This window comes from Mesorhizobium sp. L48C026A00 (genome assembly GCF_000502375.1).
Classification (GTDB): domain Bacteria; phylum Pseudomonadota; class Alphaproteobacteria; order Rhizobiales; family Rhizobiaceae; genus Mesorhizobium; species Mesorhizobium muleiense.
The window spans coordinates 17,533-43,967 of sequence record NZ_AYWU01000004.1; the positions used below are offsets into that span (position 1 = coordinate 17,533).

Consider the following 26,435-nt stretch of genomic DNA (forward strand, 5'->3'; position numbering starts at 1 on the left):
TCCGAACACACTGAGATGCGCCGGCAGGAATTGGGTGTAGCCGGAGCCGATAATCGAGATCACAGCTATTTTCATTTTCTATCAAAATGGTGATCGACAGTTTCGTAGAGAACTCCAACCCTGTTTTTCACAGCAAAAACATTTCCCACCGTCGATTGGCCGACCAAAAAAAGAGCAATGCGACGATTTCTCGCCAGGTGCCATTCGCACTTGGGCTAATGCAGCCTCCCCGGCTCTCTGCGCACAGTTCATAACTGCGACGGCCGGTTTCTTAAGCGTTCTCGTTCTTCCAGAGCCTCCAGGCGCTTGACCTTGACGATTGCTCCCGCTTTCACCGCTCTTATGAATCCGCCGACGGGGATTGCCTTCAGTCCAGTGGAATCATCTTCAAATCGGAAGTGCGCGCGTTGCCGAAGCTATTAGACGCCAGTCTTCTTATGCTGCCAAGGTCCGGGCATTCTTAAGCTCATGTGTACCACCTCTGTGCACCAGACAGGGCGGCAAAAAGACCGAGAAAACCAGATATTGTTCCCAATCAACGGGATAGTCTGGTGCTGCGAGAGAGGTTTGAAACTCTCGTTTTCCGATAGAATTTCGGTTTTGCGGGAAACCCGGCGGGTTTCGCCGAATTAATTGCTTGTTGCAATTCCCTGCTATGAAAAACCGGCATCGGAAACTCTAACTAACTGAATTTTATAATCAAACTGACCTTTTTCGCCCCTTCGTCGTACTCAAAAACACGTAGTTTCGCTGTAAATTCCCTGTAAACGGCGGAGACTCGTTCGCTTAGCCCTTCGACGGCGACCCGGCGATCGACGGCATTTTCAGCCTGCCTGGCTAAGATCCCGCCGGAACCCGCACTCCGCTCCTGAAAGCTCAGAACCGGCTGGAACGCTCTTCAGGTTGAGGCGACTTCAGACCCTGGCAAGAGCATTGCGGATTGGCCGGAAGTCGCGCGGCGGTCTCCAGCGCGACAAGCGAGGCTGTCATGGAGAGATTGGGCAGCACGTCCTCCTGCAGCAATTTCTGGCGGTTGCGGTCCATATAGTCGTTAAAGCCCGCCGTGACGAACGCACAGGGCACGAAGCAGGCGCCGATCTCGCGCGCCAAGGTCGCCTCAGGGGCGATGGAATGGTTGAGCACATCCGCCCCCATGCCGCGATAGGCCAAGGCTTCGGCCGGGGTTGTCAGCCGCGGCCCATAGCAGTGGGCAGCGACCAGCTGCTGTTCGATGCCATGGACGCGGCATTCGGCCGGCCAATGGCGGCGGGCCGTTTCGACCAGAACCGCCGCACATCTTGGACATACGATCTGCTTGCCCGAACAGTCGAAGCTCTGGCGGTCCGGAAGCAGTGAAAACGGGGTCTGCGTCAGTTCGATGATATCGGCGGGCACCACCATGTCGCCGGGCTGGATCGCCTTGTTGACGGCGCCAACGGTCGAGCAGGCGAGGACTTGCCGCACCCCCGCTTGCATCAACACCCAGAACGCGCGGCGATGGCAGGAATGGTCGATATGGTCGCGGGGATTGCCGTGCGAATACATGCACAACGCCCGCTTTGCTCTGCCTTCGGCTGAAATCGAGGCATCGAACTCGAGCAGCTTCCAGTTGTCGGTACGACCGAAAGGCGTTTCAAAACTCATGTCGCGCCGCAGCGTGCGCACGCCCTCGAAGCCGATATCTTCCGGGAAGGCAAGCCCCCAGTTTGCCGACCCGGTGATGATCGCCAAGCCTACCTGAGGTATGTCAGTCGATCGGTCCGCCGGAGCACCGGCCGCGTGATGATTTTGGGGCATGCTTCCAGTCTCGGTGAGGATTTTTGGCTCGGTCAGGATTTTTGGCGAAGGGCGACGATCACGACGATGACCACAACAATGGCGGTCCACAATGTCGAGATCGCCGCAATGGTCGGATCGATCTGATCGCGCAGCGACAGGAACATAAGCTTCGGCATCGTGCTGTTGCGACCACTTGCGACGAAGATCGATATCACCGACTCGTCGAGCGACGTCAGGAACGCCATCAGTGTCGCCGACAACAGGCTGAGCCGAAGTTGCGGAACGATTATTCCGCCAATTGCCCTGGCCCAGTCCGCGCCGAGGCTGCGCGCCGCCTGAACCTGGTTCCAGTCGAAGCGAGCCAGCGCGGGCAGCAACACGATGCACGCCACCGGTACGGCCAGCACCACATGTCCGACCAGCACACCGAACAGCGTTCCGACCAGGCGTTGCGCCGCCAGCACAAAGAAGAGGCCGATCGCCAGCAGGATTCCCGGGGTGATCGAAGGGGTGAGCAGGATGCTCTGGATGGAAGCTGCGGTCTTGCCGCCCAGCCGATTCATCGAGATGCAGGCGAGCAGCGCAAAAGGCACCGCGATCAGCGCCGTCAATGTCCCGAGGATCAGGCTCGTCCTGAGTGCTGCCATCCACGTCGCCGAGCCGAAAAAATTCTCGTACCAGCGCAACGAGTAGGCGTGCGGCGGAAACTCGAGGAGGTTAGACGCCGAAAACGAAAGCGGCACCACGACCAGCGTCGGCAACATCAGAAATGCCATGACCAGAGCAGCAAAGCTCCACAGGACGATGCGGGCGAGCCGGTTGTGCGGATAGGCTTCAAGCATGGGAGGCTGCCGCTGCGTTCTGGGCCAGCAGGCGGCGTGCCGCCAGCAGCATCACACCGATCAGCGCCATGAGAACGAGGAGCAGAATGCCCAGGACGCTCGCCGACCCCCAATCCTGAAAGGTCGATAGCGCACGCTCGATCCGGGTGGAGAGAGGATTTACCTTGCCGCCGCCAAGCACCGCCGGCGTGATGAAAAAACCGATGGAATAGATGAGGACGATGACCGAACCCGAGAAGATGCCGCCGGCCGAAAGCGGCATTATGACGGTGCGGATGACCTGCCCGAGCGTGGCTCCCATGCTCGCTGCCGCGCGAACGAGGTTTGGGTCGATATCGCGCATCGCGGCATAAACCGGCAGCAGAAAGATCGGCAGCATGTAGTGAACCATGCCGATCATCGTCCCGGTGAAGTTGTAGACCAGCGGCAAAGGCTCCGCCGTCAGGCCCGAACCAGTCAAGGCCGCGTTGATCAGGCCATCACGCCGCAACAGCACGAGCCAGCCATAGGTGCGCACCAGGATAGCGGTCCACAGCGGCAGCATGACGAAGGCCATCAGCACGTTGGCCACCCTTGGCCTGGCGCTGGCCAAGGCGAGTGCCAGCGGGGTGCCCAGAAGAATGCAGATCGCCAGCGTGCCGAGCGACAGTTCGAGGGTGGTGACGAGCGCCGACCATGTCAGTCCGCTCGACAGCACTTTGGCGTAGTTGCCGACAGTGTACTCACCGCCTGTGGTCAAAAAGGATTGCCGGATGATCCAAAGGATGGGCAGTATCGCCGCCAGTCCAACGATGAACAGCGCCGGCAGCGAAAGCGAAAGAAAAAACCGCCGCTCGCGGCGCGCATCCGCCAGGAGCACTGGATCCGCGGTGGCGATCACGCCAGCGCTCCCGGTATGGCGTGAACCTTCGCTGCTGGTGCATAGGCGATCATCCGCTGACCGGCGGCAAGCTCGGCGCAGCCGCCGGCCAGCGCTGCCGGAATGCAGACAAGGACCTCCTGGCCAGCGTCAAGCGCCAGCGTCAAAAGCCAGTTCTCGCCGCGGAACGCCTTGGCGCGCAGTATGCCTTCGAGAGCCACTGCGTCTGCCCCGGCGAGCTTCGCGTCAAGATGGAAGCTTTCGGCGCGAATCATCAGGGTCTCGCGTGACGCTTCGGCGCCGTCGATCCTGCGCACCGAGTCCGGCGGCACGATGTTGGCCTCGCCCATGAACTCGGCGACGAAGCGGGTCGACGGACGATCATAGATCCGCTGCGGCGTATCGATCTGCTGGATGCGGCCAGAATTCATCACCGCAATCCGGTCGGACATGATCAGCGCTTCGCGCTGGTCGTGGGTCACATAGATTGTGGTGATCCCCAGGTCATCGTGCAGACGCCGGATCTCGTACTGCATGGCTTCGCGCAGATTCTTGTCGAGCGCCGACAGCGGCTCGTCCATCAGCATCACGCGCGGTTCGAAGACGATTGCCCGCGCCAACGCCACCCGCTGACGCTGGCCGCCGGACAGCGCGGCAATACTGCGCTCCGCCAAGCCATCCAGCTTGACGCGGGCCAGGGTGGCAAGCGCCCGCTGACGCGCCTCCGCTCTCGGCGTCTTGCGCAGCGCCAGCGGATACGCGACGTTCGCCAGGACGTTCATGTGGGGAAACAAGGCGTAATTCTGGAATACGATGCCGATGTCGCGTTTGTTGGGCGCCAGGCGGGTGATGTCGCGATCGCCCAGCAACAGCTTGCCGGAATCCGGCCGGACAAAACCGGCCAGAGCCATGAGCAGCGTGGTCTTGCCCGATCCCGAGGGCCCCAGCAGCGTGAGGAACTCGCCAGCTCGAATGTCGAGCGAAACATCATCCAGCGCGACGTAGGACCCGTAAGCCTTGCTGACGCTGTCGATGGTGATCGGGAGCGACTTCATCATCTGCTCCAGCCTTGTCAGCCGAGACTCAGCGGGCCATCATCTCATCGAAGGCCTGTTGGGCAGCCTCGCCGTTCTTGACCCACCATTCTGAATTGGAAAACACCGAAGTGCCGGCATTTTCAGGCGCGGTCGCAAGCGTCTTCAGACGGTCCTCGGGAATGAGGCCACCCTCATAGGCCGCAGGATTGACCGGGCCATAGGCGATGAAATCGGTCAGCTTCGCAACACGCGCGGGCTGCGTCATCGCTGCGATGAGCTTCATCGCGGCTTCCTTGTTCGGCGCGCCCTTCGGCACCCCGAGGCAGTCCGTGCCGATGACCGAACCCTTGAACGTGTAGTCGGCCGCGCCGCCATCTTTTTTCACAGTCTCTGCCCGTCCGTTCCAGGTAACGACCAGATCCGCCTCACCATCCTTCAGCAGCTGCGCGGACTGGGCTCCCGAGGTCCACCACACGGCGACATCTGGTTTGATCGCTTCAAGCCGCTTGATGGCGCGCTCCAGCCCTTCCGGCGTGCTGAGCACGGCATAGACGTCCGCCGGCGCCACGCCCTCGGAGAGAAGCGCGATCTCGATCGAGTCCTGCGCATTGGCGCGCAACGCGCGGCGGCCGGGGAATTTGGCTACGTCCCAGAACTCGGCCCAGGTCTTCGGCGGGTTCTCGCCATAGGTCTTGGTGTTCCACGACAGGACGGTGCCATAGGAATCGAAGGGATAGCAGTAGTCGGACGCGGCACCCTCCGGCACGGATTTCGGATCGATGATCTTGTAGTCGAGCGGCTCCAGCAACGACTGAGCGGCGGCCTGGGCGCCTTCCGGCGAGCCGAGGTGGATAATGTCGGTCGCAACTGCCCCCGAGGTGACCTGCATCTTCAAGGCGGCCAGGCCGTCGCTCAGCGTCTCCTCGCGAACATCATGGCCTAGCTCTTGTGCAGCAGGGCCCCACATGGCCTCTTTCATGGCGTTGCCATAATCGCCGCCTGCGGTCGTGATGGTGAGTGTTTGCGCATGGGCGGGCACGGCAGCCGAGATGGCGAATGCTGTTAAGGAAATGCGCAGCCAGGACATAGGTTCTCCTCCCCAACTTGATCAAATATTGCCTGAAATGGCTATTTATTTGTAATCGTAACGTTACGATTGCATCTGAATACGCAGGAGTCAAGCTGCTTGCGACGGGCGTTCGGATTGACCGGGATGTCGAATCCGGTAACGTTATGGCGGTCAGCAAGTCAGCCGGCGCTTTCGCAAATGAAGTCGGGCGAACAATGGCCAATCTAAAGCAGATCGCGGCGGAACTTTCCCTCTCGGTGACCACAGTGTCCCGCGCTCTGAAGGATGGGCCGGAAGTGCAGCCCTCGACCATAGCCCGCGTCAAGGAGGCGGCCAAGCGGGTCGGCTATCTGCCAAATCATCATGGTCGTGCGCTCAAGACCGGTCGAACGCTGACGCTGACGGCAGTGCTGCCGATGGAGACCCGAGACCATCTGTCCGATCTGTTGAAGCTGCCTTTGATCGAAGGCATGACGCTGGCGGCGCGAAAAGCTGGTTATAGTCTGTCCATCTATTCCACCACGCCCGACGACGATCCCGTCGAGAGTGTGCAGCGGCAGCTTCAGGCGCGCAGCACGGACGGACTGATCATCACGCGCCTGGTGTCGGGTGATCCGCGCGTCAAGCTGCTGCTGGATCAACGCATGCCATTCGTCGCGTTTGGAAGAACCGACCTGGATACCGCGTATCCGTATGTCGATGTCGACAATGAACAGATTGCTTACGAGGCAACCCGACGGCTCATGGACAAGGGCTGCCGACGCATTGCACTGCAACTTCTGGTTCCGGAGGATCAGGCAAGCGCCATGCGTCTTTCCGGCTATGCAAGGGCAATGGCCGAGACCGGCATTGCGATCGACCAAGCGCTGATCGGTCATGGCATGTTCACCATGGAATCGAGCGCAGCCTGGTTCGATCGCTTGCTGGCTTGTTCAGATCCGCCGACAGGCTTGGCATGCGCCAACGAACTCGGCCTTCTGGGGGCGCTGCACGCTCTTGGCAAAAGAGGTCTTGCGCCGGGGAGCGACGTCCACATCGTAACGCGTGACAGCACACGGCTGGCACGCTTCCTGCCGGCAAAGATCGAAGTTCATTCCGTCGATATGGCGGCTGTCGGACGCAAGCTTGTCGAAGTCCTGGAGAGCCGGATCATCAATCCGCTTGGGCCGGTGGAGACAATTTTGCTCAAGGGTGAATTCGAGCCGGCCGAATAGCCTGTTCGCGTACTCAACCACTGATTGTATCAGCCGCATTTCTGTGGCGTCAAAGCGATTCCGCTTTGGCTGTAAAAATGCTCTGGACGTCACTCGGCCGGGGCCGTGCCGACCTGGCCGGCGACTTCCTGATCCAGCTCGGCCAGGAAATCCACGATGCGGGCCGCATTGTCGCCAAGGTCGTAGCGGCCGTAACGCGAGGCCGAACGCATGTCGACGATGACCGCATCGCCATCGTCGGTCACACGGATGGCGACGTCGGCGGGAAGGCTGAGGATGAAGCTCCTGGCCAAGGCGTTGATCGTCACATCGCTTTGCCCGATCGCACGGGGAAACGGCGCCGCAAGCTGCCAGTCCCGACGACCGAGCACGGTTGCGACAGCTTCCAGGACCCGATCGAAAGGCAGATTGTAGCTGCGTCCGGTGACCAGCGGATAGGTCTCGGTCTGCAGGCGCCGCTCGCCCGGGGTCGGCGGCGAAAGCGCGTTCATATCCCCGGTCCGGGTGCTGGTGTCGAGCACCGGCGGATCGTCGAAATCCGTCGAGATGTCCCTGAGCGGCGGAGAAGTCGCTGCCCAATAGGCGGCAATGCCAAAAGGAACAAGCACCAGCAGTGCCAGCACCGTGCCGACGGTGAGATCGCGACCGCCACGGTCGCCGAAATTCCACAGTCTCGAAAACGCAAATCCGGCGAACAACAGCGCAAAGGCGGCAAGCAGCGCGACAATGCCGAGCACCCAAAGGAAAGCCGGCGTTTCAACAAGCTGATAGCGGTGGCCGACGAGAACGGTCAGCAGAAGGACCGCCGAAAAAGCGCCTGTCCGCCGCGACCAGCCGGCCGCCCTCGACGTCTGTCGCTCGGGAGTTTTCATCATTTTCAGCACTGCTTCACCCCGGACCGGCGCTTAAGCCGTTCAGCGGCGGCTTGAAGGCGAAAGACGTCATGTCAGTCAGTCCGTCGGCAGGCGATAGTCCCTGAACTGCCGGCGCAAGGTTGTCTTCTGGATCTTGCCGGTAGCGGTGTGGGGAATTTCGCCGACGAAGGCGACGTCATCCGGCATCCACCACTTCGCCACCTTGCCGTCCATGAAGGCGAGGATATCCGTCTTGGTCGGCTCCCGGCCCGGCTTGCGGACGACGACAAGCAACGGCCGTTCGCCCCATTTCGAATGTTGGATGCCGATGGCGGCCGCCTCCGCCACATCCGGATGACCGATAGCGAGATTCTCAAGCTCGATGGTCGAGATCCATTCACCGCCCGACTTGATGACGTCCTTGGCGCGATCGGTGATCTGCATGTAGCCGCCTGGGTCGATATGGGCGACATCACCGGTATCGAACCAGCCTTCTTCATCGAACTGTTCGGATCCGATGCCGCTATAATAGGCACGCGCGACGGCCGGTCCGCGGACCTTCAGCCGCCCGAATGTCCTGCCGTCCCAAGGCAGTTCCTTGTCGTCGTCGTCGGTGACCTTCATTTCGACCCCGAAAGGTGGAAAACCCTGCTTGCTCTGGACGTCGAGCCGGGCTTCGCCCTCAAGCCCGGCATAGCCCGGCTTCAAGGTACACAGCGTGCCGAGCGGCGACATTTCGGTCATGCCCCATGCATGGATGACCTCAACATCGTAATTGCCCTGGAACTTTGCCGTGATCGCACGCGGGCAGGATGAGCCGCCGATAACGACCTTGTTCAGATAGGGAAGTTTCTTGCCGGTCTCCTCCAGGTACTGGAGCAGCATCAACCACACTGTCGGCACGGCGGCGCTGAACGTCACCTTTTCCGTGTCGAGCAATTCATAGATCGAGGCGCCGTCCATCTTGCAGCCAGGCATGACCAGCTTGGCGCCGATCATCGGGCCGCTCTGGCCGAGGCCCCAGGCGTTGGCGTGGAACATCGGCACAACCGGCAGTATGGTGTCGCGCGAGGAGAGGCCCATCGCATCGGGCATCGCCGCAATCATGGCGTGCAGCACGTTCGAGCGATGGCTATAGAGGACGCCTTTCGGATCGCCTGTCGTGCCCGAGGTGTAGCACATGCCGGCGGCGGTGTTTTCATCGAACGTCTTCCAGGTGAAGGCGCCGTCGGCTTCGTCGAGCCATTCCTCATAGGCGACAGCATTCGGCAGCGCCGTCTGCGGCATTTGCGCCTTATCGGTCAGCACGATCACCTGCTTGAGCGATTTGACCGCGCCGGCGATCTTTTCAAGCAGCGGCATGAATGTCAGATCGACGAAGATCGCCTTGTCCGCGGCATTGTTCATGATCCAGGCGATCTGCTCGGGAAACAGGCGCGGATTAAGCGTGTGATAGATCGCGCCGACACCCATGATGCCGTACCAGGCTTCGATGTGGCGCGCCGTATTCCAGGCCAATGTGGCGATGCGGTCGCCAAGCCCAAAGCCATCACACTCGAGCCGCTCAGCGACCCGCAAGGCACGGCGATGAATTTCGACGTAAGTGGTCCGGACGATCGGGCCCTCGATCGAGCGCGACACAATCTCGCGTTCGCCGTGCTGCCTGGCTGCGTTGTCGATGAGCTTGTGGCAAAGCAGCGGCCATTCCTGCATCAGTCCGAGCATACTTCTCCTCCCATTGGTTTTCGTTCCCCCACTGGTTTTCGCTCCATTGTGGGACGAACAAGCGGATTGTCCAGCCATGACCGGGCAGAAGCAGCGCATTGTTCGAAAAGGCAGAGAAAACCGCCACAATCCGGCCATTGTCGACATTAACTTTGATTAATGGTAGGGGTGTGATTGGCGAATGAAAGAGGTTCGCATGGACGCGCAGCTCGACGACAAAGCTCTCGAAGATTCGCTTGCCGAAAGCCTGGCCGATTTGGTGCCGGACGCCAAAACCGTTTCCGAGGACGAATTCGTCGAAGTCGTCGGCGGAGCCCTTGAGGCGGTCGGCGGCACGCTGCTGTTCAAGATGTGCGTTCAGAACGAAGGCGAAAGCCAGCACGTCGCCGCGGCTTGCGTCGGCGATGGCGGCAACCGCCAGTTCCTGCTTCTTACCCTGCCGACCGGCGGTGGTGCGCTCAAGGTCGAAACCGCGTCGCGAAGCACCAATCCTGTCGCCGGTATCGCCGCCGCCTATGCCGGGCTGATGGACGCGTTTCAGGCTGCCGCCTGATCGGTCATCAGCCCTGATCGGTCATCGGCCCTGATCGGTCATAGCCAAGCTCGATTTGACGAGAGATCCGGCAATGCCAAAAGGCGATGGAGCCCCCGCATTCGACAGCGCCCTTGCGTAGCGCGCACACCCTACACACCTTAGGTCGTGCAAGGAGAACCGTCATGGACCAGACCGCCAATCCGTCACCCGGCTTTCAGCGCAACCCGGATAAAGTGATTACCATCGAGCCCTTCAGCGGAACTGTGACCGTACGCGCCGGCGACGCGGTCATTGCCTCGTCCAGGAGGGCCAAGGTGTTGACCGAATCCCCCTACCCCGGGATCCTCTACATTCCATTCGAAGACATCGATTTCGACCAGCTTCGTAAGACGGACTCGTCGACTCATTGCCCGTTCAAGGGCGATGCGAGCTATTGGAGCGTGCTGCCTGCCGCGGAAGCAGGCAAGGATGCGATGTGGGCCTATGAGCAGCCTTTCGACGAGATGATCGAAATCCGCGATCACGGCGCGTTCTATCCCAACAAGGTGACGGTCGAAGCCAAACCAGCCTGAACAGGGCCAGCCTGAGCAGGGCCAGATGAGCAGGGACGGCTCGTGGCCTGTCCCGCCGATCATTCGGTGGCACGGCAATGGCCGACGTCGGCGCCTTACCCGCGACCGTTCTTAGCAGCCTGCACCGCCGCCTGCGCGGCAGCCAGCCTGGCGATCGGCACGCGGTAGGGCGAGCACGACACGTAGTCGAGGCCGATCTCCTCGCAGAAATGGATCGACGCCGGATCGCCGCCATGCTCGCCGCAAATGCCGAGCTTGATATCCGGCCGCGTTGCCCTGCCTTTTTCGGCCGCCATCCGCACCAGTTCGCCGACGCCTTCGATGTCGAGCGACACGAACGGATCCTGCTCGATGATGCCCTTCTGGCGATAGGTCTCCAGGAACGAGGCCGCATCGTCGCGTGAGATGCCAAAAGTGGTCTGGGTCAGATCGTTGGTGCCGAAAGAGAAGAATTCGGCCGCCTCGGCGATGGCTTGGGCGCGGATCGCGGCGCGCGGCAGTTCGATCATCGTTCCGGTCAGATAGGTGATCTTGACGCCGGTTTCCTCCATCACGCTCCTGGCGACGGCATCGATCCGCGCCTTGACGTAGTCGAGCTCCTTCACCAGACCGACCAGCGGCACCATGATTTCCGGGACCACCAGCGCGCCGGCCTTCCTGCCGGCTTCGACGGCGGCCTCGAATATGGCGCGCGCCTGCATCTCGGCGATTTCGGGATAGGAAACCGCAAGCCGGCAGCCGCGATGGCCAAGCATCGGGTTAAATTCGTGCAGGGCCTCGGTGCGCTGCCTGAGCTTGTCGGGCGACAGGTTCATGGCGGCGGCGACTTCGGCCACCTCTTCCTCGGTCTTGGGCAGGAATTCGTGCAGCGGCGGATCGAGCAAGCGGATCGTCACCGGCAGGCCGGCCATGATCTCGAACAATTCGAGGAAATCCGAGCGCTGCATGGGCAAGAGTTTTGCGAGCGCCGTTCGCCTGCCCTTTTCCGTGTCGGCCAGGATCATCTCGCGCATGGCAACGATGCGGTCGCCCTCGAAGAACATGTGCTCGGTGCGGCAAAGCCCGATGCCTTCGGCGCCGAAGGAACGCGCCATGCGCGCGTCGAGCGGCGTTTCGGCGTTGGTGCGCACCTTCATGCGGCGCACGGCATCGGCCCATTCCATGATGGCGGCGAAATCGCCCGAGAGCTCCGGCTGCAGCATCGGTACGGCGCCCTTCAGCACCTGGCCGTTGCCGCCGTCGATGGTGATGATATCGCCCTTGCGGAACGTCGATCCCATCGCCATCAGGGTGCCGGCCCTGTAGTCGACGCGCAGCGAGCCGGCGCCCGACACACAAGGCTTGCCCATGCCGCGCGCCACCACTGCAGCGTGGCTGGTCATGCCGCCACGCGTGGTCAGGATGCCTTCCGCCGCATGCATGCCGTGGATGTCCTCGGGACTGGTCTCGATGCGCACGAGGATCGCCTTGCGGCCTTGCGTCTTGAGCTCCTCGGCATCGTTGGAGGAAAACACGATCTCGCCGGTGGCTGCACCCGGAGATGCGGGCAGACCGATGCCGATGACATCGCGTGCTGCCTTCGGATCGATGGTCGGATGCAGCAACTGGTCGAGCGAGGCCGGATCGATGCGGGCCACCGCCTCCTCCTTTGAAATGAGCTTGTCGCGCGCCATTTCGACGGCGATTTTGAGCGCCGCCTTGGCGGTGCGCTTGCCGGACCTCGTCTGCAGCATCCACAATTTGCCGCGCTCGATGGTGAATTCGAGATCCTGCATGTCGCGGTAGTGCTTTTCCAGACGGTCGGAGATGGTGACGAAAGACTGAAACGCTTCCGGCATCAGCTTCTGCAGCGACGGCTTGTCGGAGCCGGCGGCAATGCGCGCCGCCTCGGTGATGTTTTGCGGCGTGCGGATGCCGGCGACGACATCCTCGCCCTGCGCATTCACCAGGAACTCGCCATAGAGCATCTTTTCGCCGGTCGACGGATTGCGGGTGAAGGCGACGCCGGTGGCCGAGGTCTCGCCCATATTGCCGAAGACCATGGCCTGGACGTTGACCGCGGTGCCCCAGCTTTCGGGAATGTCGTGCAGGCGCCGGTAGGTGATGGCGCGGTTGTTCATCCAGCTCGAAAACACGGCGCCGATCGCACCCCAGAGCTGCTCGTTCGGATCTTGCGGAAACGGTTTGCCGAGTTCCTCCTCGACCTTGGCCTTATAGAGCGCGATCACGCCCTGCCATTCGATGGCGCTCAGTTCGGTATCGAGTTCATGGCCGAGGCCGCCCTTCTGGTCTTCGAGGATTTCCTCGAACACCTCATGGTCGAGGCCCATGACGACATCGGAATACATCTGGATGAAACGCCGGTAGCTGTCATAGGCAAAGCGGGCGTCGCCTGAATCGGCGGCCAGCGCCTCGACCGTCTCGTCGTTCAGGCCGAGATTGAGCACGGTGTCCATCATGCCGGGCATCGAAGCGCGGGCACCGGAACGCACCGACACCAAAAGCAGTTTTGAGGGATCGCCGAAGCGGCGCCCGGTCAGCCGGCCGATGTGGTCAAGCGCAACCGCGACGTCCGCCTCCAGCGAGGCCGGGTAGGTGCGGCCGTTGGCGTAATAGGCGTTGCAGACCTCGGTGGTGATGGTGAACCCCGGCGGCACCGGCAGCCCCAGGCTGCACATTTCGGCCAGATTGGCGCCCTTGCCGCCCAGCAGGTTCCTGTCGCCGGCACGGCCTTCCGCAGCGCCGTCGCCAAAGGTGTAGACCCATTTGGTCATGCTTGCTCTCCGGTTGCAGGAGATTGAAAAGATTGACGAAGCCGAAGTTCCGCCGTGTCCCTGCACGAGCGATATGATGCTGCAGTGCGAAAGGCAAGCCGTCGGCAAGCCAGCCGGCTTCTACAATCGATTAAGAAAAAGCGATAACAAAAAGACTTGCGGCTCGACGGCCAGTTGAAGAGGACAAAACAGGAACTAGCGATAACGCCATGTGACTGACCGGAGAACTCGAAACGCTGGGCGCCGTCGAAAATGCCGGCGGCACGATCGTCAAGCCGATCTTCTCATTCCCCGGCGGCAGGCGGATCCATTTCTTCGATCCGGCCGGCAATGAAATGGCGGTTGGGGTGAATAGATGCCATCGCCCGACAGCAGACGATGATATGCGACGCCAATCTGCGGGGACCGGTGGATCAGTTCCGCGCACTTGCCGTTCTCGGCATTCTCGGCATTGAGCTTTCCGTCGGCTCGTCCTATAAGGCCGCGCGCAGCGGGCATGTTCCGGCTGCTGGGGCGTAGCCAAGTGGTAAGGCATCGGTTTTTGGTACCGACAATCCCAGGTTCGAATCCTGGCGCCCCAGCCATCATTATTTTATATGGCAAAATCAGCTACTTACAGAGATTTCAATTTCTTGATGTAGGGCACTCCAGGTCACCTGCTTAGGTGCCATTCGACCGCGCCAGGATCAGCGGGAACGCCCTCGATAAAATCGCCATTGAGAGGCTGGAACTGCTTATGGATTTCGCGAAGTGGTGTCGCCCAAACCTTGCCGCTTTTCCAGTCCGCGACACGGTGGAGAACGGCGCTGCTCCGCCTAATGGTTTAAAGCTGCCGTTGATCAAAGGGAGGTCAGAATGCGCGCAGTCGTCGTATTGGGTTTAATTATTTGCGCCGGCACTGCACGGGCTAGCGAATTAGAGGTTCTTCTCAGCGAGAAAATTGGAGGCTGCTTAGTCATTCCGGTCGATATCGCGACGCCGTTCAAAGTGACTTTTGAGGTCACGCTGGATAAAGCCGACAAGGCACAGACTGTTGCTGTGGTCGCTTACGAGCCTCTCTCAGAGTCGATGGCGAAGGCTGCTCCGATCCTTGCACATGGCGTGAAACGGTGTTGGCCGCAGGGAATCAAAACAAATCCAGTTCGATTCACATTTTCGATGGACGAATAGCACCCAGAATTTCCGTGCTTGTATGCAATTAATGGCTATCAGCCGAGAAATTTTGAGCTTGTCCACCAAATAAACTGTTCGCCCATCGAGGTCCGCAACTGAGCTTTAGTGGCAATCCCGCTGACGCCGATTGGTGAGCTTTTGAACCAGGCCAAGCTATGATTAGTAGGGCGAATTGACTGCAAGAAGAGGGGAACGTTTGAGCCGCATTTTGGTAACGGTCATCGCAGGAATCTGCTTCACAACATCGACTGCTTCGGCCGGGCAGTTAGAGCAAAACATCAATTACTTGGCACGTATGGCAGATGGCAAATTGCATCGGGCTGCAAAAATTTCAGGTGACATCTATGGCCTATTGAAAAGGTGCCCGGCGCTGAGACCCAGCGAAAGTGGAAAAGCCATGATGGCTGTCCCCCTCCTTTTGAACGAGGGGCTAGATAAACACTTGGCGCCTCCCGCTAAATTCGAACGAGCTGTCCGCGTGTTTAATGGCGCTTACCGTAAGGCTCTTCTGAGTAAAGTTAGTTGCCAGGCCGGGAAGGCCAAGGACCCAGATAGTTACCAGTAGATGCCCGCCTCGATAGCACAAAGCCTTTGTCACGAGCGATGCATATTGCTTGACCGGGAGCGGCCTACGCAACTGCCATCGGGCTCCGTGTTTCGCCAGGATTGATCGTCCGCCGCATATCAGGTCATTGGCCAAACGATCATGAGCATCGGCACGGCAACAATGACGACGAGGAACGACAGTGGCAGTCCCAGGCGTGGATAGTCGCTGAAGCGGTAGCCGCCAGGCCCCATGACGAGCGTGTTGCACTGGTGGCCTATCGGGGTGAGAAAATCGCAGCCGGCGCCTCCCGCGCCGCGATGCAACGAGAAGACGAAGTGGAATTTCGCATCCATCGGCGGACGCGCCGCCGGCCTCATTTTGGTCAAATCGCCCCACCTGAGGCATGGGGAATGCAACATTTTGTCTAAATTTATCAAGATAGTTCAAACCAGAACCTAAAGTCCTGTGGGTACAACGCACTCCAGAACAAAAACATTGGAGGCTAGCACATGACGTTTTCTACTGCGCATCGGAACCGTTTTAGAAGAGTGGCGATTGCAGCGATCGGGCTTGCTTTTTCCGTGGCTCTCGGCGCAAACGCGCGAGCAGGCGAATTGCGTAAGCCAGAGAGAGAGACACGGTCCGTCTACCTTGTCAAATATCGGGTTAACAACGATGTTCGCTACAACAAGAAACCCGCCGGCAAGGTCGTTAAAATATCAGCATCCCGGTACTTGAACAGCAACAGCTATGTCTGCACTCCGAGCGGCTTTGGTCAGAAAGCGCGTTGCTACACTCGAAGGGTCTCGAATCAGCCGGGCGTTTAATGTTGGACCTGGTTTTGACAGAAGCCGCCGCGCCTGAGCCTGAAGCCGCGGCGGCTCCGTTTTTGCGCGGTTATCGAGAATTCGCCTTAAGATGCGAAACTTCTTTGCTTACCCGATTACCTTTGACCAGTTTGCGCGCCTCATCGTCCCGGCGAGCGGGATTGTGACGAAAGACATACCATTTCCCACCCTTGAAAGGCTTCTGATAAACGACGCCATGTTTTTCACGGTGCAGGAAACATGTGATTGCACCGCTTCTGGCCAGACTCCCTTTCGCTACTTTGCTGGTCCAGAGAGCGCGCATGCAGAGCTTGCCCCCATTGGTCGCATACCAGTTTCCCTCCGCATAGGACCATGCTGCCCGTTTGCGCGACCAAGCGGCGAACGGCTTCCTATTTGCAGAGAACAGCCCGCGAGCAGTTGTCTCCGCAGAATAGAACCCACCGCCGTTTTGCCATTTCCAGGTGCGGCCGGCATAGAGCTTTTCAACCGCTGAGGCCTTCATCGGCGTCGCGGCAGCGGCGCGTTTTTCTATAGCGTCGCCCGCCGGTTGTTTGGGAGCGGCGTAGGCATTGCCTGCAAGCAAGAACACAAACAGCACCGCACTTGAGATAATCGAACGGATCGAAAACATTTTACTTCCTCTCCACCAAGGCAATTCCAGTAAGACTGCGTAAGAGTCCTGCGTTGGAACCGCATAGAAATAAAGGGATGGAGCGGTTCGGCCATCTGGTGAAAGCCGAACCACTCTGTCGAACGACTTGGATCAGTCCAGCGGATGGTTGGCCACGCGCCAATCGGGCCGGCCAACCTTTCTCGGCCATGGATAGACTTCAAGATCGTTGAAGTAGACAACGGCTGTCATGTCCGGGAACTCGGCATGCGGCTTGTTTGCTTCCGCGGCCCAGTCACGATCATATTCGTCGTTACCTTCGTAGCCAAGCTCCGCAATGGCGATTGGTTTGCCGAAGCCCGTCACACGGTCATAACCCGGCTTTGTGCGCTCCACAAAAGTCGTATCACGACCGACCTCCAGCTTGTCATAGGGCTGATAGCCAAAGACGGACAGACCGATAATGTCGACATATTTGTCGCCAGGATAGAAGGCTTCCAGTCCTTCTTCTCCTTTCGGTGACCACATGTATTGGGCCGACGGAAGATGCTTGCGGCATATGTCGATGACATGCCTATAGGCGTTCACATAACCTTCAGCATTCCAGAAAGCCCAGGTGAATTGCCCGTCATTATCTTCCATTTCCTGCCCCCAGCGGATAGTGACGGGGCTTTTCAGCTGCGCCGCCGCAGAGCAGACCGCTGACATATTGGCATCGTAGCGCCCGCCCAAAATCCCGGCGAGCAAATCCTCGGGACCTACACGCCAGTCCCGCGCCCAGGACCACGGCTCGACTGTGATCAACAGGGAACGTCCACGCTCACGCGCATAGGCATCTGCGGCGCTGAGCGTTGCCAGATCCACATCTTCCCAGGGAAGAAAAAGGTGTTCGATTTTTGAGTTGGAATCGTTGGTATAATCCGCATGCGGATCGTAGGCGCCGGGGGTTACAGAGTCAGCCGTGATGATGGGACGCTTATCCCGAAACTGATTGCGGCTGTCGACACTCGCTCCCGACACGCCGCTGGCTGCATAAACACCACCGGAAATGCATAAGCCGCAAAGCAAGGCTGCTGATAGTTTAAAGAGACTTTTCAAGGACCCCTCCCTTTCTTACTGTTCAGATTGCTGTGCCGCACCAAGCGCGGCTTTGATGGCATCGAGTGGACGGGAAACCAGATCGGTGGACACTAGCTTGCTGGCCTCGTCGCCTTGGTGGACCTCGGCGTTACGGAACGCATACCACTCACCACCGGGCTCGCGCTTCTGATAGATCGTTCCATTGTCGATGCGATGCGAAAAGCAGGTCTTGGCGGGAAATACACCCTGTTCGGAATGCCATGTCGCGTTGAGACACATCCAACCTGTCTCGGTGATGATCCAGCGGCCTTCCGCCCAGGATTTGCCCGTCTCACCGTCAGTCCACGCCGAAAATTGCCGGTTCGCGCCCACCATTCGTCCGGCTCCGCTGTCCCACTGCCAGCTCTTGTCTCTATAGAGATCGTAGATTTCGCCTGCTGTCATGCGGCGTGCCCCTTCCGGCAGAACGGAAACCTGTGAGGAAGAGGCAAAGGCCGGTGCAGCAATGCAGGACACTGCCCAAGCGACTGCTGTCAGCATCCGGAAACCTGACAGCAATAGAGCCCTTTCAGATTTAGAAACTGCCACCGGAACCTCCTGCCATCTCGAGATGAGCGGTGCCCGCCGTTTGTCCTCGATGGGCGTGTTCGGTCGCATGAGGCAGTGCGGCCGGGCATGTGCCGCTGACCAAACCGACATAGCCTGTTCCAATGATTGCGATCTTCATGTGTTGATTGCCTTCTATCGCTGATTTGAATTGCTGGGAGTGCGCCAACGTGGATTGAAGATGGTCTTGTGAACAGCGCGACCACCGACGCCTGCCCCTGCAATTGAGAATCTGTCGTCGAACAGGGAAAAGCTTTTGGTTCCCCAGGCGAGCGCCTCAATGCCGTCGCGTCCACGCTCGACCGTGGCGAAGCTGGTAACCATAAAAAGGGCCATGAAACTGCTTGCCAGCGCGGGGCGATAGGCGCGGCTTTTCATCCGCACGTTATTCTCCCTGCCATGCTGCAGCAAGATGATGAAAATCAGCAGCAAGTAAAAGCAAGCATTGATGATGGCGAAGACGAAAAAGCCGCGCGTTTGATACGCATCCTGCACGAACACGACCGGCAGAATGGAGATCAGGACCACGAAGGCATACGGCGCCAGCACGCGAAACGGCAGTGGATCGACTTCGGACGTGCCTTTTGGCGTGACGCGAAAATCAACAAAGGATCCGGTCATCCAGTCACGGAACGCGGCAAAGGTTCCAGCCAGAACCCACGGCCAGCGTGCCAGCAAAAACAACATCGCTTCCCAACTGAAAATCTTGCCGTCGATAGGCCGAAATGTGCGACTCGACCGCCACCAGAATGCCAAAAGCAGGATCATAAGCGACTGCGGCATGAAATGGAGCAGAAACTCTGGGTAAGTGACGTTGACGAAATTATCGCCCTTGACCAGCACAATCACGGGCAACAGGAATGTCAGAGCAAGAAAGAAGGCGTATAGCGGGTACCAGAACTGCGAAAATAGGAATTGAACCTTCAAACGCAGCGGCAAGTGTCCGATCAGTTTTGGTGAGTATTGCAACAGGATCGTCACCAGGCTCCGCGACCACTGGAACTCCTGCGTTACAAGATCGGCAAACGTCCGTGGGCCGTCGCCATGGGCGATGGCATCAAGCGCGTGAGCCCCTCGCCAGCCATAGGCATTCATGAAGAGCGTTGTGGAATGATCCTCGGCGAGTTCTGGCCCCAGCCCGCCGATTTCCTTCAGTGCCGCAGTGCGCACCGCATAGTGCGATCCGATGCATACGGGCGCGAAGCCATTGTTGTATCCGGCTTGCAGTGACCCATGCATGCTCGCTTCGATGTAGAGGCGGCCACGCGCGGACCAGCTTTCATGTGCATTGCGATCGCAAATGCTGGGCGCGGAAACATAACCGATTGTCGGGTCGGCGAAAGGCCGCAACATGTTATATAGGTAGTCCGGTTCGGGAACATGATCGGCATCGAGCTGCGACACAAAATCATATTGGTCGTAGCCATAATGATCGTAGAAGAAAGCCAGGTTGCCTTCCTTGCAGCGTGTGCGGCGGGGCCAGGACTGGCGATGGTAATCGGCGCGATTTTTGCGGGTGGAAACGAATACGCCATGTTCGCGACACCATGCGAGCGTTGCGGGCGATGGATCCTCATCGGCCAGCCACGTGTCGTGAGGCACGTTCTGGGCTAACATGGCCCGCAAGGTTTCGGCCACCACCTCAAAAGGTTCTGATGGAGCCTTGGTGACCACCATGGCAACGCGACTGCCGGCGGAGATACGCAGCCGTCCGTGCGGCCGGCGTGCATTGAAGAAAATGGTGATGAAGTAGACTGGCAAAAGCGTTACCCACGCCAGAAGCGCCGTCACCAGAATTGAGCCGACCATGTTGGTGTGGGTGGCTCCGAAAACCCACCATTGCCAGAAGAATGCGACGGCCATCGCCCACAAAACCGCGCCCACAATGTACTCGACGCGCTTTCGGCCGGTGAAGACCGGCACCATCAGGGGTTCTTCCCTGTCAACGGACAGCGCGATGCGCGGCGTGCTCATGAGCGCACCTCGAGCCCGAAGAAGGGAGCCGCTGTGCGAATGATCGTATCGAGATCGGAATAGAGCGCCTGAAAGCCAAGTTTTTCGGCAGCGAGCGCCGGATCGGCATAAAGCACCGGAGGATCGCCCGCACGACGAGCGCGCATCTCGACCGGCACGTTACGACCTGTCAGCCGGCTGATCGCTTCGAGAATTTCCTTGATGGATGTACCACGCCCGCTGCCAAGATTGACGGCCAGATTGCCACCGCCGTTGATCAGATGTTCGAGCGCCAGCACATGCGCGCGCGCGAGATCCGCGACATGAATATAGTCGCGAATGCAGGTGCCGTCGGGCGTATCGTAATCCTGGCCATAGACTTCGAGAAAATCGATCCTGCCTGCAGCGGCCATCATGGCTCGCGGAATGAGATGTGTTTCTGGATCGTGGGTTTCGCCGATTTCCCCGTCGATATCCGCGCCGGACGCATTGAAATAACGCAGCGCCACGTAGCGCAGCGCATAGGCAGCCGAATAATCGGCAAGCATTTGCTCCGCGATGAGCTTCGTGCGTCCATAAGGATTGATCGGGCGCTGGCTCTCGCCTTCGCGAATCGGCAAGCGATCCGGAATGCCGTAGGTGGCGCAGCTTGACGAGAAGATGATATTGCGCGTTCCGCTTCTCTGGCAGGCGTCCAGCAGCGATTGGGTCCCGTTGACGTTGTTCTGATAATATTTTGCCGGTTTCTCTACGGATTCGCCGACATAGGCCGATGCAGCAAAATGGATCACCCCGATAGGGCGATACTCATCCATGACGTGGGTCAACCGCTCCGAATCAAGGATGTTGCCTTCAACGAAGGCGCCCCATCGGACGGCTGACCGGTGACCCGTGGATAGATTGTCGTAGACAATCGGATCATAACTCTGCCTGGCCAAAAGCTTGGCTGTATGGCTGCCGATAAAGCCGGCCCCACCAACGACAAGTACGTTCTTGCCGGACATCAGGCGGCCTCCGCCAGCTTTCCGGAGGGCTTCCTCAACTGCCGTTCGAAATAAGCGATCGTTGACTTCAGCCCATCGGCCAACGCCACGGTCGGCTCCCATCCAAGTTCTCTCCGGGCCACTGTGATGTCGGGCCGACGCTGGCGCGGATCGTCCACGGGCAACGGGTGATAGACGACTTTGGAGCTCGAGCCGGTCATTCCCACGATCTGCTCGGCCAACTCACCGACTGTAAATTCGCCGGGATTGCCGATGTTGACAGGCGTATGGATCGCCTGAGGGCTGTACATGAGCCGGTAGAAGACTTCGATCAGATCGTCCACGTAACAGAAGGAACGGGTCTGCGACCCGTCGCCGTAAACGGTGATGTCTTCGCCCTTGAGCGCCTGCACGATGAAGTTGGAAACGACCCGGCCGTCATCCGGGCGCATGCGCGGACCATAGGTGTTGAAGATGCGCACGATACGGATGTCGACGCCGTATTGCTGATGAAAATCGTAGAACAGAGTCTCGGCAGAGCGCTTTCCTTCGTCATAACAAGAGCGCGGACCGAAGGAATTGACATTGCCCCAATAGCTTTCGGGCTGCGGATGCACATGGGGATCGCCGTAGACTTCCGAGGTGGAAGCCTGGAAAATCCGCGCCTGGTAATGTGCTGCCAGTTCCAGAAGATTGAGCGACCCGATCACGTTCGTCTTCAACGTATGGACCGGGTCGGCCTGATAGTGCGGCGGTGAAGCCGGGCAGGCGAGATTGTAGATCTCGTTGACCGGCAGATCGAGCCGTTCCACGATATCGTGGCGCACAAAGCTGAACGTGTCGTAGTTCAGGAGGTGGCGCAAATTCTCGAGCCGCCCCGTGGAAAAATTGTCTACGCAGATAACAGAATGGCCGTCTTGCAAAAGACGTTCGCACAGATGTGATCCGAGAAAGCCGGCCCCGCCCGCGACAAGTACCCTCCGTTGCGATGAAAGAGCAGAGTTCAAATTTGTAGGATGAAATGCTATACTCACTGGAACACCTCATTCGTTAACCATCAGCGCTAGAATGAAGACATGTAGGTGTCTAGAATGCACTGAGACTTCAGGTTTTCTTTCTCGAGTGAATTTGATGATGTCCAATACCTCCCCGGTTCGTACGTTGCGATATCAGGGAATCCGGAAACTTTTCACATCGTCCATTTTTGCAGCTGACCGCCGCAGACATTTGTTTTTTGATGGAGACGGTGGGCTTCAGGCGATTCTATTGCCTGTGCCGAGATCGGTGCTGCCAAAGGCCTTTATCTCGAAGCGAGCCAAGAAACCCATTCATGGTCGGTTCAGGATCGATCCGCTAACGGCTAAGCTTTGTTGACTTGGTGCGCGATATAATTAACTACTTTACAACCAGGGATCCTTAAATATAGCCAATGATTTTGTTTCTTATAAACGATACACTTCGAAGATGACGACGCATGTCGTTCTTCCATACAAGTTGGCAGGGTCGGAATGTTGTCTATGCGGTCGGTCAGTTCCTCCCCATGGCGATGACGTGGCATATCTCCTGAAGCAGCGCGACGTCGCGGACTTCCGGGTCGTGGCTGGAGGCAATGATGTCGGATAAGACGGTCCCACCTAACGACAGGGAGCCGACATCTGTCGAACGTCGCCGCTGGCCGCGCATGTCGCAGGATCCACTCGGTGAGGATGAGGTGGAGAAGGCCGTCCTGACGTCGTTACGCTTTGAGACGGAAATCCTTCCACCAGTCCAGCAGTTTGCTGCCTGGCGGGAGCATATGGCGATATTGATGGATTCGCGTCTGCCGAACAATGTGAATCCCGAGGATGGATTTGTCGTCCAGCAGGCGGTGTGGAATCTGGGCGGCATGCTTTTGTTGCAACAAACGGTTCCGGCCTTCAGTTACGAACGCTCGCCAGACGCGGTGCGGTTCAGTCCAATTGACCATTGGCAGATCACCGTTCTCCGCGCCGGTCGCACCTGGACCGGAGTTGACGGACGTGTCGCGCAAAATGAACCGGGCATGATTGAAATCCGGTCGCTCGGGCATCCGTTTAGCGGGCGGGCGCTGGCAACGGAGTCGATCAGCCTGATCGTTCCCGTCGATCTGTTTGCCGATGGAGGTAGCTTGCCGGCGGCGAGCAACAACGTCGTTTTGGGTGGACACCGGGCCAAACTGCTGATCGATCTTGTGTCAAGCGTTGAAGCCAATCTCGATCGCTTCACGCAAGACGACCTTCCTAGAATCAAGGACCGTTTGCGGAAAATGGTATTCGACGCGGTTACACCTTTGGTGGATCGTGATGACGGCAACGATCAGATCTCACAAATCGGATTGATGACGCGGGCGAGACGCTTCATTTCGAGCAATCTTGCCTCGCCCGACCTGACACCGGATGCTCTCGCCCGGGAACTGGCGACCTCGAGGACACGGCTCTATGAGCTTTTCGAAACGTCCGGCGGCGTTGCGAATTACATTCGTCGACGACGTCTGTCCGCAGCTCATGCAATGTTAGCGGATCCTTCCGACACCCGAAAGGTCGCCGAAGTTGGTCTAGCAGTCGGCTTTGATTCAGCGGCGAATTTCAGTCGAGCTTTCACGCAGCAGTTCGGGTATAGCCCGAGCAACATACGCAAGCAGTCGTCCGACGACTACATGTACACGGATAGGCAAACAGGTAAGAAACCAAAGGTCACATTCGAAAGCCTGCTGCAAACGCTCGGCCTCTTTTGAGGATGGCGAGGAGCATATATTAGTTCATTGGCCAAACGATCATGAGCATCGGCACGGCAACAATGACGACGAGGAACGATAGCGGCAGTCCCAGGCGCGGATAGTCGCTGAAACGGTAGCCGCCCGGCCCCATGACGAGCGTGTTGCACTGGTGGCCGATCGGGGTGAGAAAATCGCAGCCGGCGCCAATGGCGACTGCCATCAGAAATGCTTCCGGCCTGTAGCCGAGATCGCCGGCAAACGCGGCGGCGATCGGCGCCATGACCAGAACGGTGGCGGCATTGTTGAGGAATGGCGTAACGGCCATCGCGGCGACAAGGATGAGCATCAATGCGCCGGGCGCCGGAAGAATGGTCCCCAGTTTGGCAAGCTCGCCGGCAATGACGCCGGTCGCCCCTGTACTGCGTAGCGAATCGCTCACCGGAATGAGAACGGCGAGCATGACGAGGATTGGCCCATCCAGCGATTGGTAGACGTCTCGGACCGGGATGACCTTGAAAAGCACCATCCCGACCGCGGCCGTAAAGAAAGCGACGGAGACCGGGAGCAGCCCGAACGCAGTCGCCATCATGGCGAGAGCAAGGATGGTTACCGGCACAACACCTTTGCGGACGCTGCCAAGCAGGATAGCCCTTTCTGCCAGCGGCAGGCAGCCGAGTTCACGCAGTATCTCGGGTATCGTCGCGGCATTGCCCTGCAGCACGATGACGTCGCCCAGCCTTAGCTGGATTTCGGCCAGCCTGCGGTCGGGGCGCTCGCCGTGACGGCTGACAGCCAGGAGGTTGACATTGAAGCGGTGATAGAGGGCAAGGCGCTGGGCTGTCCAGCCGATCAACGGGGAGTTTTCACCGATGACGGCTTCGATAGCGACCAGCTCGCCGGTCGTGTCATCCCCGCTGGCCCGGCTGCCCGTAACGCTGAGTTTGCCCTGCGAGACAAGGCGATCCAGCGCCCCTGGGTCGCCCTCGAGCAGCAGAATGTCGTTCATCTTGAGGACAACGTCGGGCAGTGGCGTCATCCGCATGGTCCGGTTGCGCAGGATCGATGTCACGATAGCATCGCCGCCGGAAAGCTTCATGAGGTCTGCGACGGTTTTGCCGAGCACAGTGGAATCGCGGACAATCCGGGCCTCTGTCAGGTAATTCTTGATATCGATGGCTTCATTCACCGACCCGCCCAGCTTTTCGCGCACCGGCAGCAGCCAATAGAAAAACACCAGAAAGATCGTTCCGGCGGCGGCCAGGGCAGCTCCAACAGGTGTAAAATCGAACATTGTGAAGGCGGTGCCGGTCAGTTCCTCCCGCACCCGCGACACAACGACGTTGGGAGATGTCCCCACCTGCGTCATGAGTCCGCCGAGCAGCGACCCGAACGCCATAGGCATCAGGAATATCGACGGTGAAACGCTCGACCGGCGCGCGAACTGGAAGGCTATCGGGATCATGATCGCGAGCGCACCGATGTTCTTTACGAAGGCAGACAGGATCGTGACCACGATGACCAGCAGCGCCAGTTGCGAGCGAACGCCCGACAGGTTCGGAGCGAACCGCCTGATGGCGACTTCCATGATGCCCGAGCGTGCGATGCCTGCGCTCACCAGCAGGGCACTGCCGACAATGATCACGATATCGTCGCTGAACCCGCTGAAGGCCTCGTCAAAAGGCACGATGCCAACCGCGAGTGCGGACAACAGTGCCGCGGCTGCAACCAGATCATATCGATACCGACCCCATACGAGCGCCGCCATCATTATGAAGATAACGGCGAACGACAGGATTTGCGGCGTAGTCATGTCTTCGGATACCCCGCCGCTTGTGCGGCTGATCAGAACGGCCAAACCGCCCTTTTGTTGCTTTCGCTGGTCACGGTTTTGCTACCACGGTTCCGTGCCTGCCAATAAGCCCGTGTCGAGCAATGTTCCTGACTTTCGCAGCCATGGTCCTGGGGCGGCGCCTTTCAACCTGGCCGGCGCGCGGCCGTTCCGACTTCAGCCCTTCCATGAGGCTCGCAGAAAAGCCTTCGACGGCCTAAAGCTGGTCGCATTGACGGCCGTGCAAGGGAGAGAACACAGATGACCGCGCCAGCCATAAGCCGCTTCCCCGTTCCCGAGATCGCCGGCCTTCCCGACGACATCCGCGAACGGATACTCGCCGTGCAGGAGAAGTCGGGATTCGTGCCCAACGTCTTCCTCGTGCTTGCGCATCGGCCGGACGAGTTCCGCGCCTTCTTCGCCTATCACGACGCGCTGATGGACAAACCCGGCCCGATCACCAAGGCCGAGCGGGAGATGATCGTCGTGGCTACGAGCAATGCCAATCAGTGCCAGTACTGCGTGGTGGCCCATGGCGCGATCCTGCGCATTCGCGCAAAGAACCCGCTGATCGCCGATCAGGTGGCCACCAACTACCGCAAGGCCGACATCACCCCGCGCCAGTTGGCGATGCTCGATTTCGCCATGAAGGTTTCCGCGCGCGCCTACGAGGTCGGCGACGCGGACATCGCCGACCTCAAGATGCATGGCTTCACCGACGAGGACGCCTGGGACATCGCGGCCATCGCCGCCTTCTTCGCCATGTCAAACCGGCTGGCCAACGTCACCAGCATGAGGCCGAACGACGAGTTCTACGCGATGGGGCGCTGA

23 protein-coding genes, 1 tRNA gene and 2 pseudogenes are annotated in these 26,435 nt (G+C 59.2%); 10 read left to right on the forward strand and 16 right to left on the reverse strand.

What is annotated here, in order from left to right; genetic code table 11:
* Window positions 1-876: 876 nt before the first annotated feature.
* The 5 genes from X738_RS51235 to X738_RS51255 all read right to left on the reverse strand — a co-directional run bounded on the left by X738_RS51235 (window position 877) and on the right by X738_RS51255 (window position 5,604).
* Window positions 877-1,731 (reverse strand): phosphorylase family protein, encoded by an 855-nt coding sequence (locus X738_RS51235; protein WP_245277607.1) that lies wholly within the window; start codon window positions 1,729-1,731, stop codon window positions 877-879.
* Window positions 1,732-1,829: 98 nt separating this feature from the next.
* Window positions 1,830-2,621: an ABC transporter permease gene (locus tag X738_RS51240; RefSeq protein WP_023797895.1), complete on the reverse strand. Its 792-nt coding sequence runs from the start codon at window positions 2,619-2,621 to the stop codon at window positions 1,830-1,832.
* Window positions 2,614-3,501 (reverse strand): ABC transporter permease, encoded by an 888-nt coding sequence (locus X738_RS51245; RefSeq protein WP_023797896.1) that lies wholly within the window; start codon window positions 3,499-3,501, stop codon window positions 2,614-2,616. Before X738_RS51245 ends, X738_RS51240 begins: the two co-directional genes overlap by 8 nt.
* Window positions 3,498-4,535, reverse strand: a complete 1,038-nt coding sequence (locus tag X738_RS51250) for an ABC transporter ATP-binding protein (protein WP_023797897.1) — start codon at window positions 4,533-4,535, stop codon at window positions 3,498-3,500. The genes X738_RS51245 and X738_RS51250 overlap by 4 nt, the downstream gene beginning before the upstream one ends.
* 28 nt (window positions 4,536-4,563) lie before the next feature.
* Entirely contained in the window at window positions 4,564-5,604 is a 1,041-nt protein-coding gene (locus tag X738_RS51255; RefSeq protein WP_023797898.1) for an ABC transporter substrate-binding protein, read from the reverse strand.
* Between the two features lie 17 nt (window positions 5,605-5,621).
* On the opposite strand from X738_RS51255, the gene X738_RS51260 reads away from it, so the two are divergent.
* On the forward strand, window positions 5,622-6,800 hold the full coding sequence (locus X738_RS51260) for a LacI family DNA-binding transcriptional regulator (RefSeq protein WP_245277608.1): 1,179 nt from the start codon (window positions 5,622-5,624) through the stop codon (window positions 6,798-6,800).
* Window positions 6,801-6,889: 89 nt separating this feature from the next.
* On the opposite strand, the gene X738_RS51265 is transcribed toward X738_RS51260, so the two are convergent.
* Window positions 6,890-7,675 (reverse strand): DUF1499 domain-containing protein, encoded by a 786-nt coding sequence (locus tag X738_RS51265; protein ID WP_023797900.1) that lies wholly within the window; start codon window positions 7,673-7,675, stop codon window positions 6,890-6,892.
* A 75-nt stretch (window positions 7,676-7,750) separates the two neighbouring features.
* Window positions 7,751-9,379 carry a fatty-acid--CoA ligase gene (locus tag X738_RS51270; protein ID WP_023797901.1) on the reverse strand — a complete coding sequence of 543 codons (1,629 nt, stop codon included), beginning with the start codon at window positions 9,377-9,379 and terminating at the stop codon, window positions 7,751-7,753.
* Between the two features lie 196 nt (window positions 9,380-9,575).
* Between X738_RS51270 and X738_RS51275 the strand changes: the two genes are divergently transcribed.
* A complete protein-coding gene (locus X738_RS51275) occupies window positions 9,576-9,932 on the forward strand; it encodes a hypothetical protein (protein ID WP_023797902.1) in 357 nt (118 codons plus the stop codon).
* A 164-nt stretch (window positions 9,933-10,096) separates the two neighbouring features.
* Window positions 10,097-10,486 carry a DUF427 domain-containing protein gene (locus X738_RS51280; protein WP_023797903.1) on the forward strand — a complete coding sequence of 130 codons (390 nt, stop codon included), beginning with the start codon at window positions 10,097-10,099 and terminating at the stop codon, window positions 10,484-10,486.
* 95 nt (window positions 10,487-10,581) lie between these two features.
* On the opposite strand, the gene ppdK is transcribed toward X738_RS51280, so the two are convergent.
* Window positions 10,582-13,260 carry a pyruvate, phosphate dikinase gene (gene ppdK, locus X738_RS51285; protein WP_023797904.1) on the reverse strand — a complete coding sequence of 893 codons (2,679 nt, stop codon included), beginning with the start codon at window positions 13,258-13,260 and terminating at the stop codon, window positions 10,582-10,584.
* Between the two features lie 230 nt (window positions 13,261-13,490).
* On the opposite strand from ppdK, the pseudogene X738_RS89005 reads away from it, so the two are divergent.
* The 4 genes and pseudogenes from X738_RS89005 to X738_RS84610 all read left to right on the forward strand — a co-directional run.
* Window positions 13,491-13,604, forward strand: a pseudogene (locus tag X738_RS89005) (VOC family protein); the annotation flags it as partial.
* Window positions 13,605-13,769: 165 nt separating this feature from the next.
* Window positions 13,770-13,844 (forward strand) — tRNA-Gln (locus X738_RS51295).
* 271 nt (window positions 13,845-14,115) lie between these two features.
* The gene (locus X738_RS51300) at window positions 14,116-14,430 is read left to right on the forward strand and encodes a hypothetical protein (RefSeq protein WP_023797907.1); all 315 of its coding nucleotides are present in this window, start codon (window positions 14,116-14,118) and stop codon (window positions 14,428-14,430) included.
* Between the two features lie 199 nt (window positions 14,431-14,629).
* A complete protein-coding gene (locus tag X738_RS84610; RefSeq protein WP_156942563.1) occupies window positions 14,630-14,998 on the forward strand; it encodes a hypothetical protein in 369 nt (122 codons plus the stop codon).
* A 119-nt stretch (window positions 14,999-15,117) separates the two neighbouring features.
* On the opposite strand, the pseudogene X738_RS51305 reads toward X738_RS84610, so the two are convergent.
* Window positions 15,118-15,285: pseudogene (locus X738_RS51305) on the reverse strand (SLC13 family permease); the annotation flags it as partial.
* Between the two features lie 204 nt (window positions 15,286-15,489).
* Between X738_RS51305 and X738_RS88705 the strand changes: the two are divergent.
* A complete protein-coding gene (locus tag X738_RS88705; protein ID WP_306454934.1) occupies window positions 15,490-15,807 on the forward strand; it encodes a hypothetical protein in 318 nt (105 codons plus the stop codon).
* A gap of 70 nt (window positions 15,808-15,877) precedes the next feature.
* Here X738_RS88705 and X738_RS51310 read toward each other — a convergent pair whose 3' ends face one another.
* The 6 genes from X738_RS51310 to X738_RS51335 form a co-directional block, all read right to left on the reverse strand.
* Window positions 15,878-16,441, reverse strand: a complete 564-nt coding sequence (locus X738_RS51310) for a DUF995 domain-containing protein (RefSeq protein WP_023797910.1) — start codon at window positions 16,439-16,441, stop codon at window positions 15,878-15,880.
* A 132-nt stretch (window positions 16,442-16,573) separates the two neighbouring features.
* Window positions 16,574-17,518 (reverse strand): glycoside hydrolase family 26 protein, encoded by a 945-nt coding sequence (locus X738_RS51315; protein WP_023797911.1) that lies wholly within the window; start codon window positions 17,516-17,518, stop codon window positions 16,574-16,576.
* Between the two features lie 15 nt (window positions 17,519-17,533).
* On the reverse strand, window positions 17,534-18,040 hold the full coding sequence (locus tag X738_RS51320) for a DUF995 domain-containing protein (protein WP_023797912.1): 507 nt from the start codon (window positions 18,038-18,040) through the stop codon (window positions 17,534-17,536).
* Window positions 18,041-18,241: 201 nt separating this feature from the next.
* Complete coding sequence (locus X738_RS51325) at window positions 18,242-20,080, reverse strand: glycosyltransferase family 2 protein (RefSeq protein WP_023797914.1); 1,839 nt, start codon at window positions 20,078-20,080, stop codon at window positions 18,242-18,244.
* Entirely contained in the window at window positions 20,077-21,063 is a 987-nt protein-coding gene (gene galE, locus X738_RS51330) for a UDP-glucose 4-epimerase GalE (RefSeq protein WP_023797915.1), read from the reverse strand. Before galE ends, X738_RS51325 begins: the two co-directional genes overlap by 4 nt.
* Window positions 21,063-22,076 carry a UDP-glucuronic acid decarboxylase family protein gene (locus X738_RS51335; RefSeq protein ID WP_023797916.1) on the reverse strand — a complete coding sequence of 338 codons (1,014 nt, stop codon included), beginning with the start codon at window positions 22,074-22,076 and terminating at the stop codon, window positions 21,063-21,065. The genes galE and X738_RS51335 overlap by 1 nt, the downstream gene beginning before the upstream one ends.
* A gap of 575 nt (window positions 22,077-22,651) precedes the next feature.
* Here X738_RS51335 and X738_RS51340 point away from each other — a divergent pair.
* A complete protein-coding gene (locus tag X738_RS51340; RefSeq protein ID WP_023797917.1) occupies window positions 22,652-23,794 on the forward strand; it encodes a helix-turn-helix domain-containing protein in 1,143 nt (380 codons plus the stop codon).
* A gap of 19 nt (window positions 23,795-23,813) precedes the next feature.
* On the opposite strand, the gene X738_RS51345 is transcribed toward X738_RS51340, so the two are convergent.
* Window positions 23,814-25,586: an SLC13 family permease gene (locus tag X738_RS51345; RefSeq protein ID WP_023797918.1), complete on the reverse strand. Its 1,773-nt coding sequence runs from the start codon at window positions 25,584-25,586 to the stop codon at window positions 23,814-23,816.
* A 279-nt stretch (window positions 25,587-25,865) separates the two neighbouring features.
* On the opposite strand from X738_RS51345, the gene X738_RS51350 reads away from it, so the two are divergent.
* On the forward strand, window positions 25,866-26,435 hold the full coding sequence (locus X738_RS51350; RefSeq protein WP_023797919.1) for a peroxidase-related enzyme: 570 nt from the start codon (window positions 25,866-25,868) through the stop codon (window positions 26,433-26,435).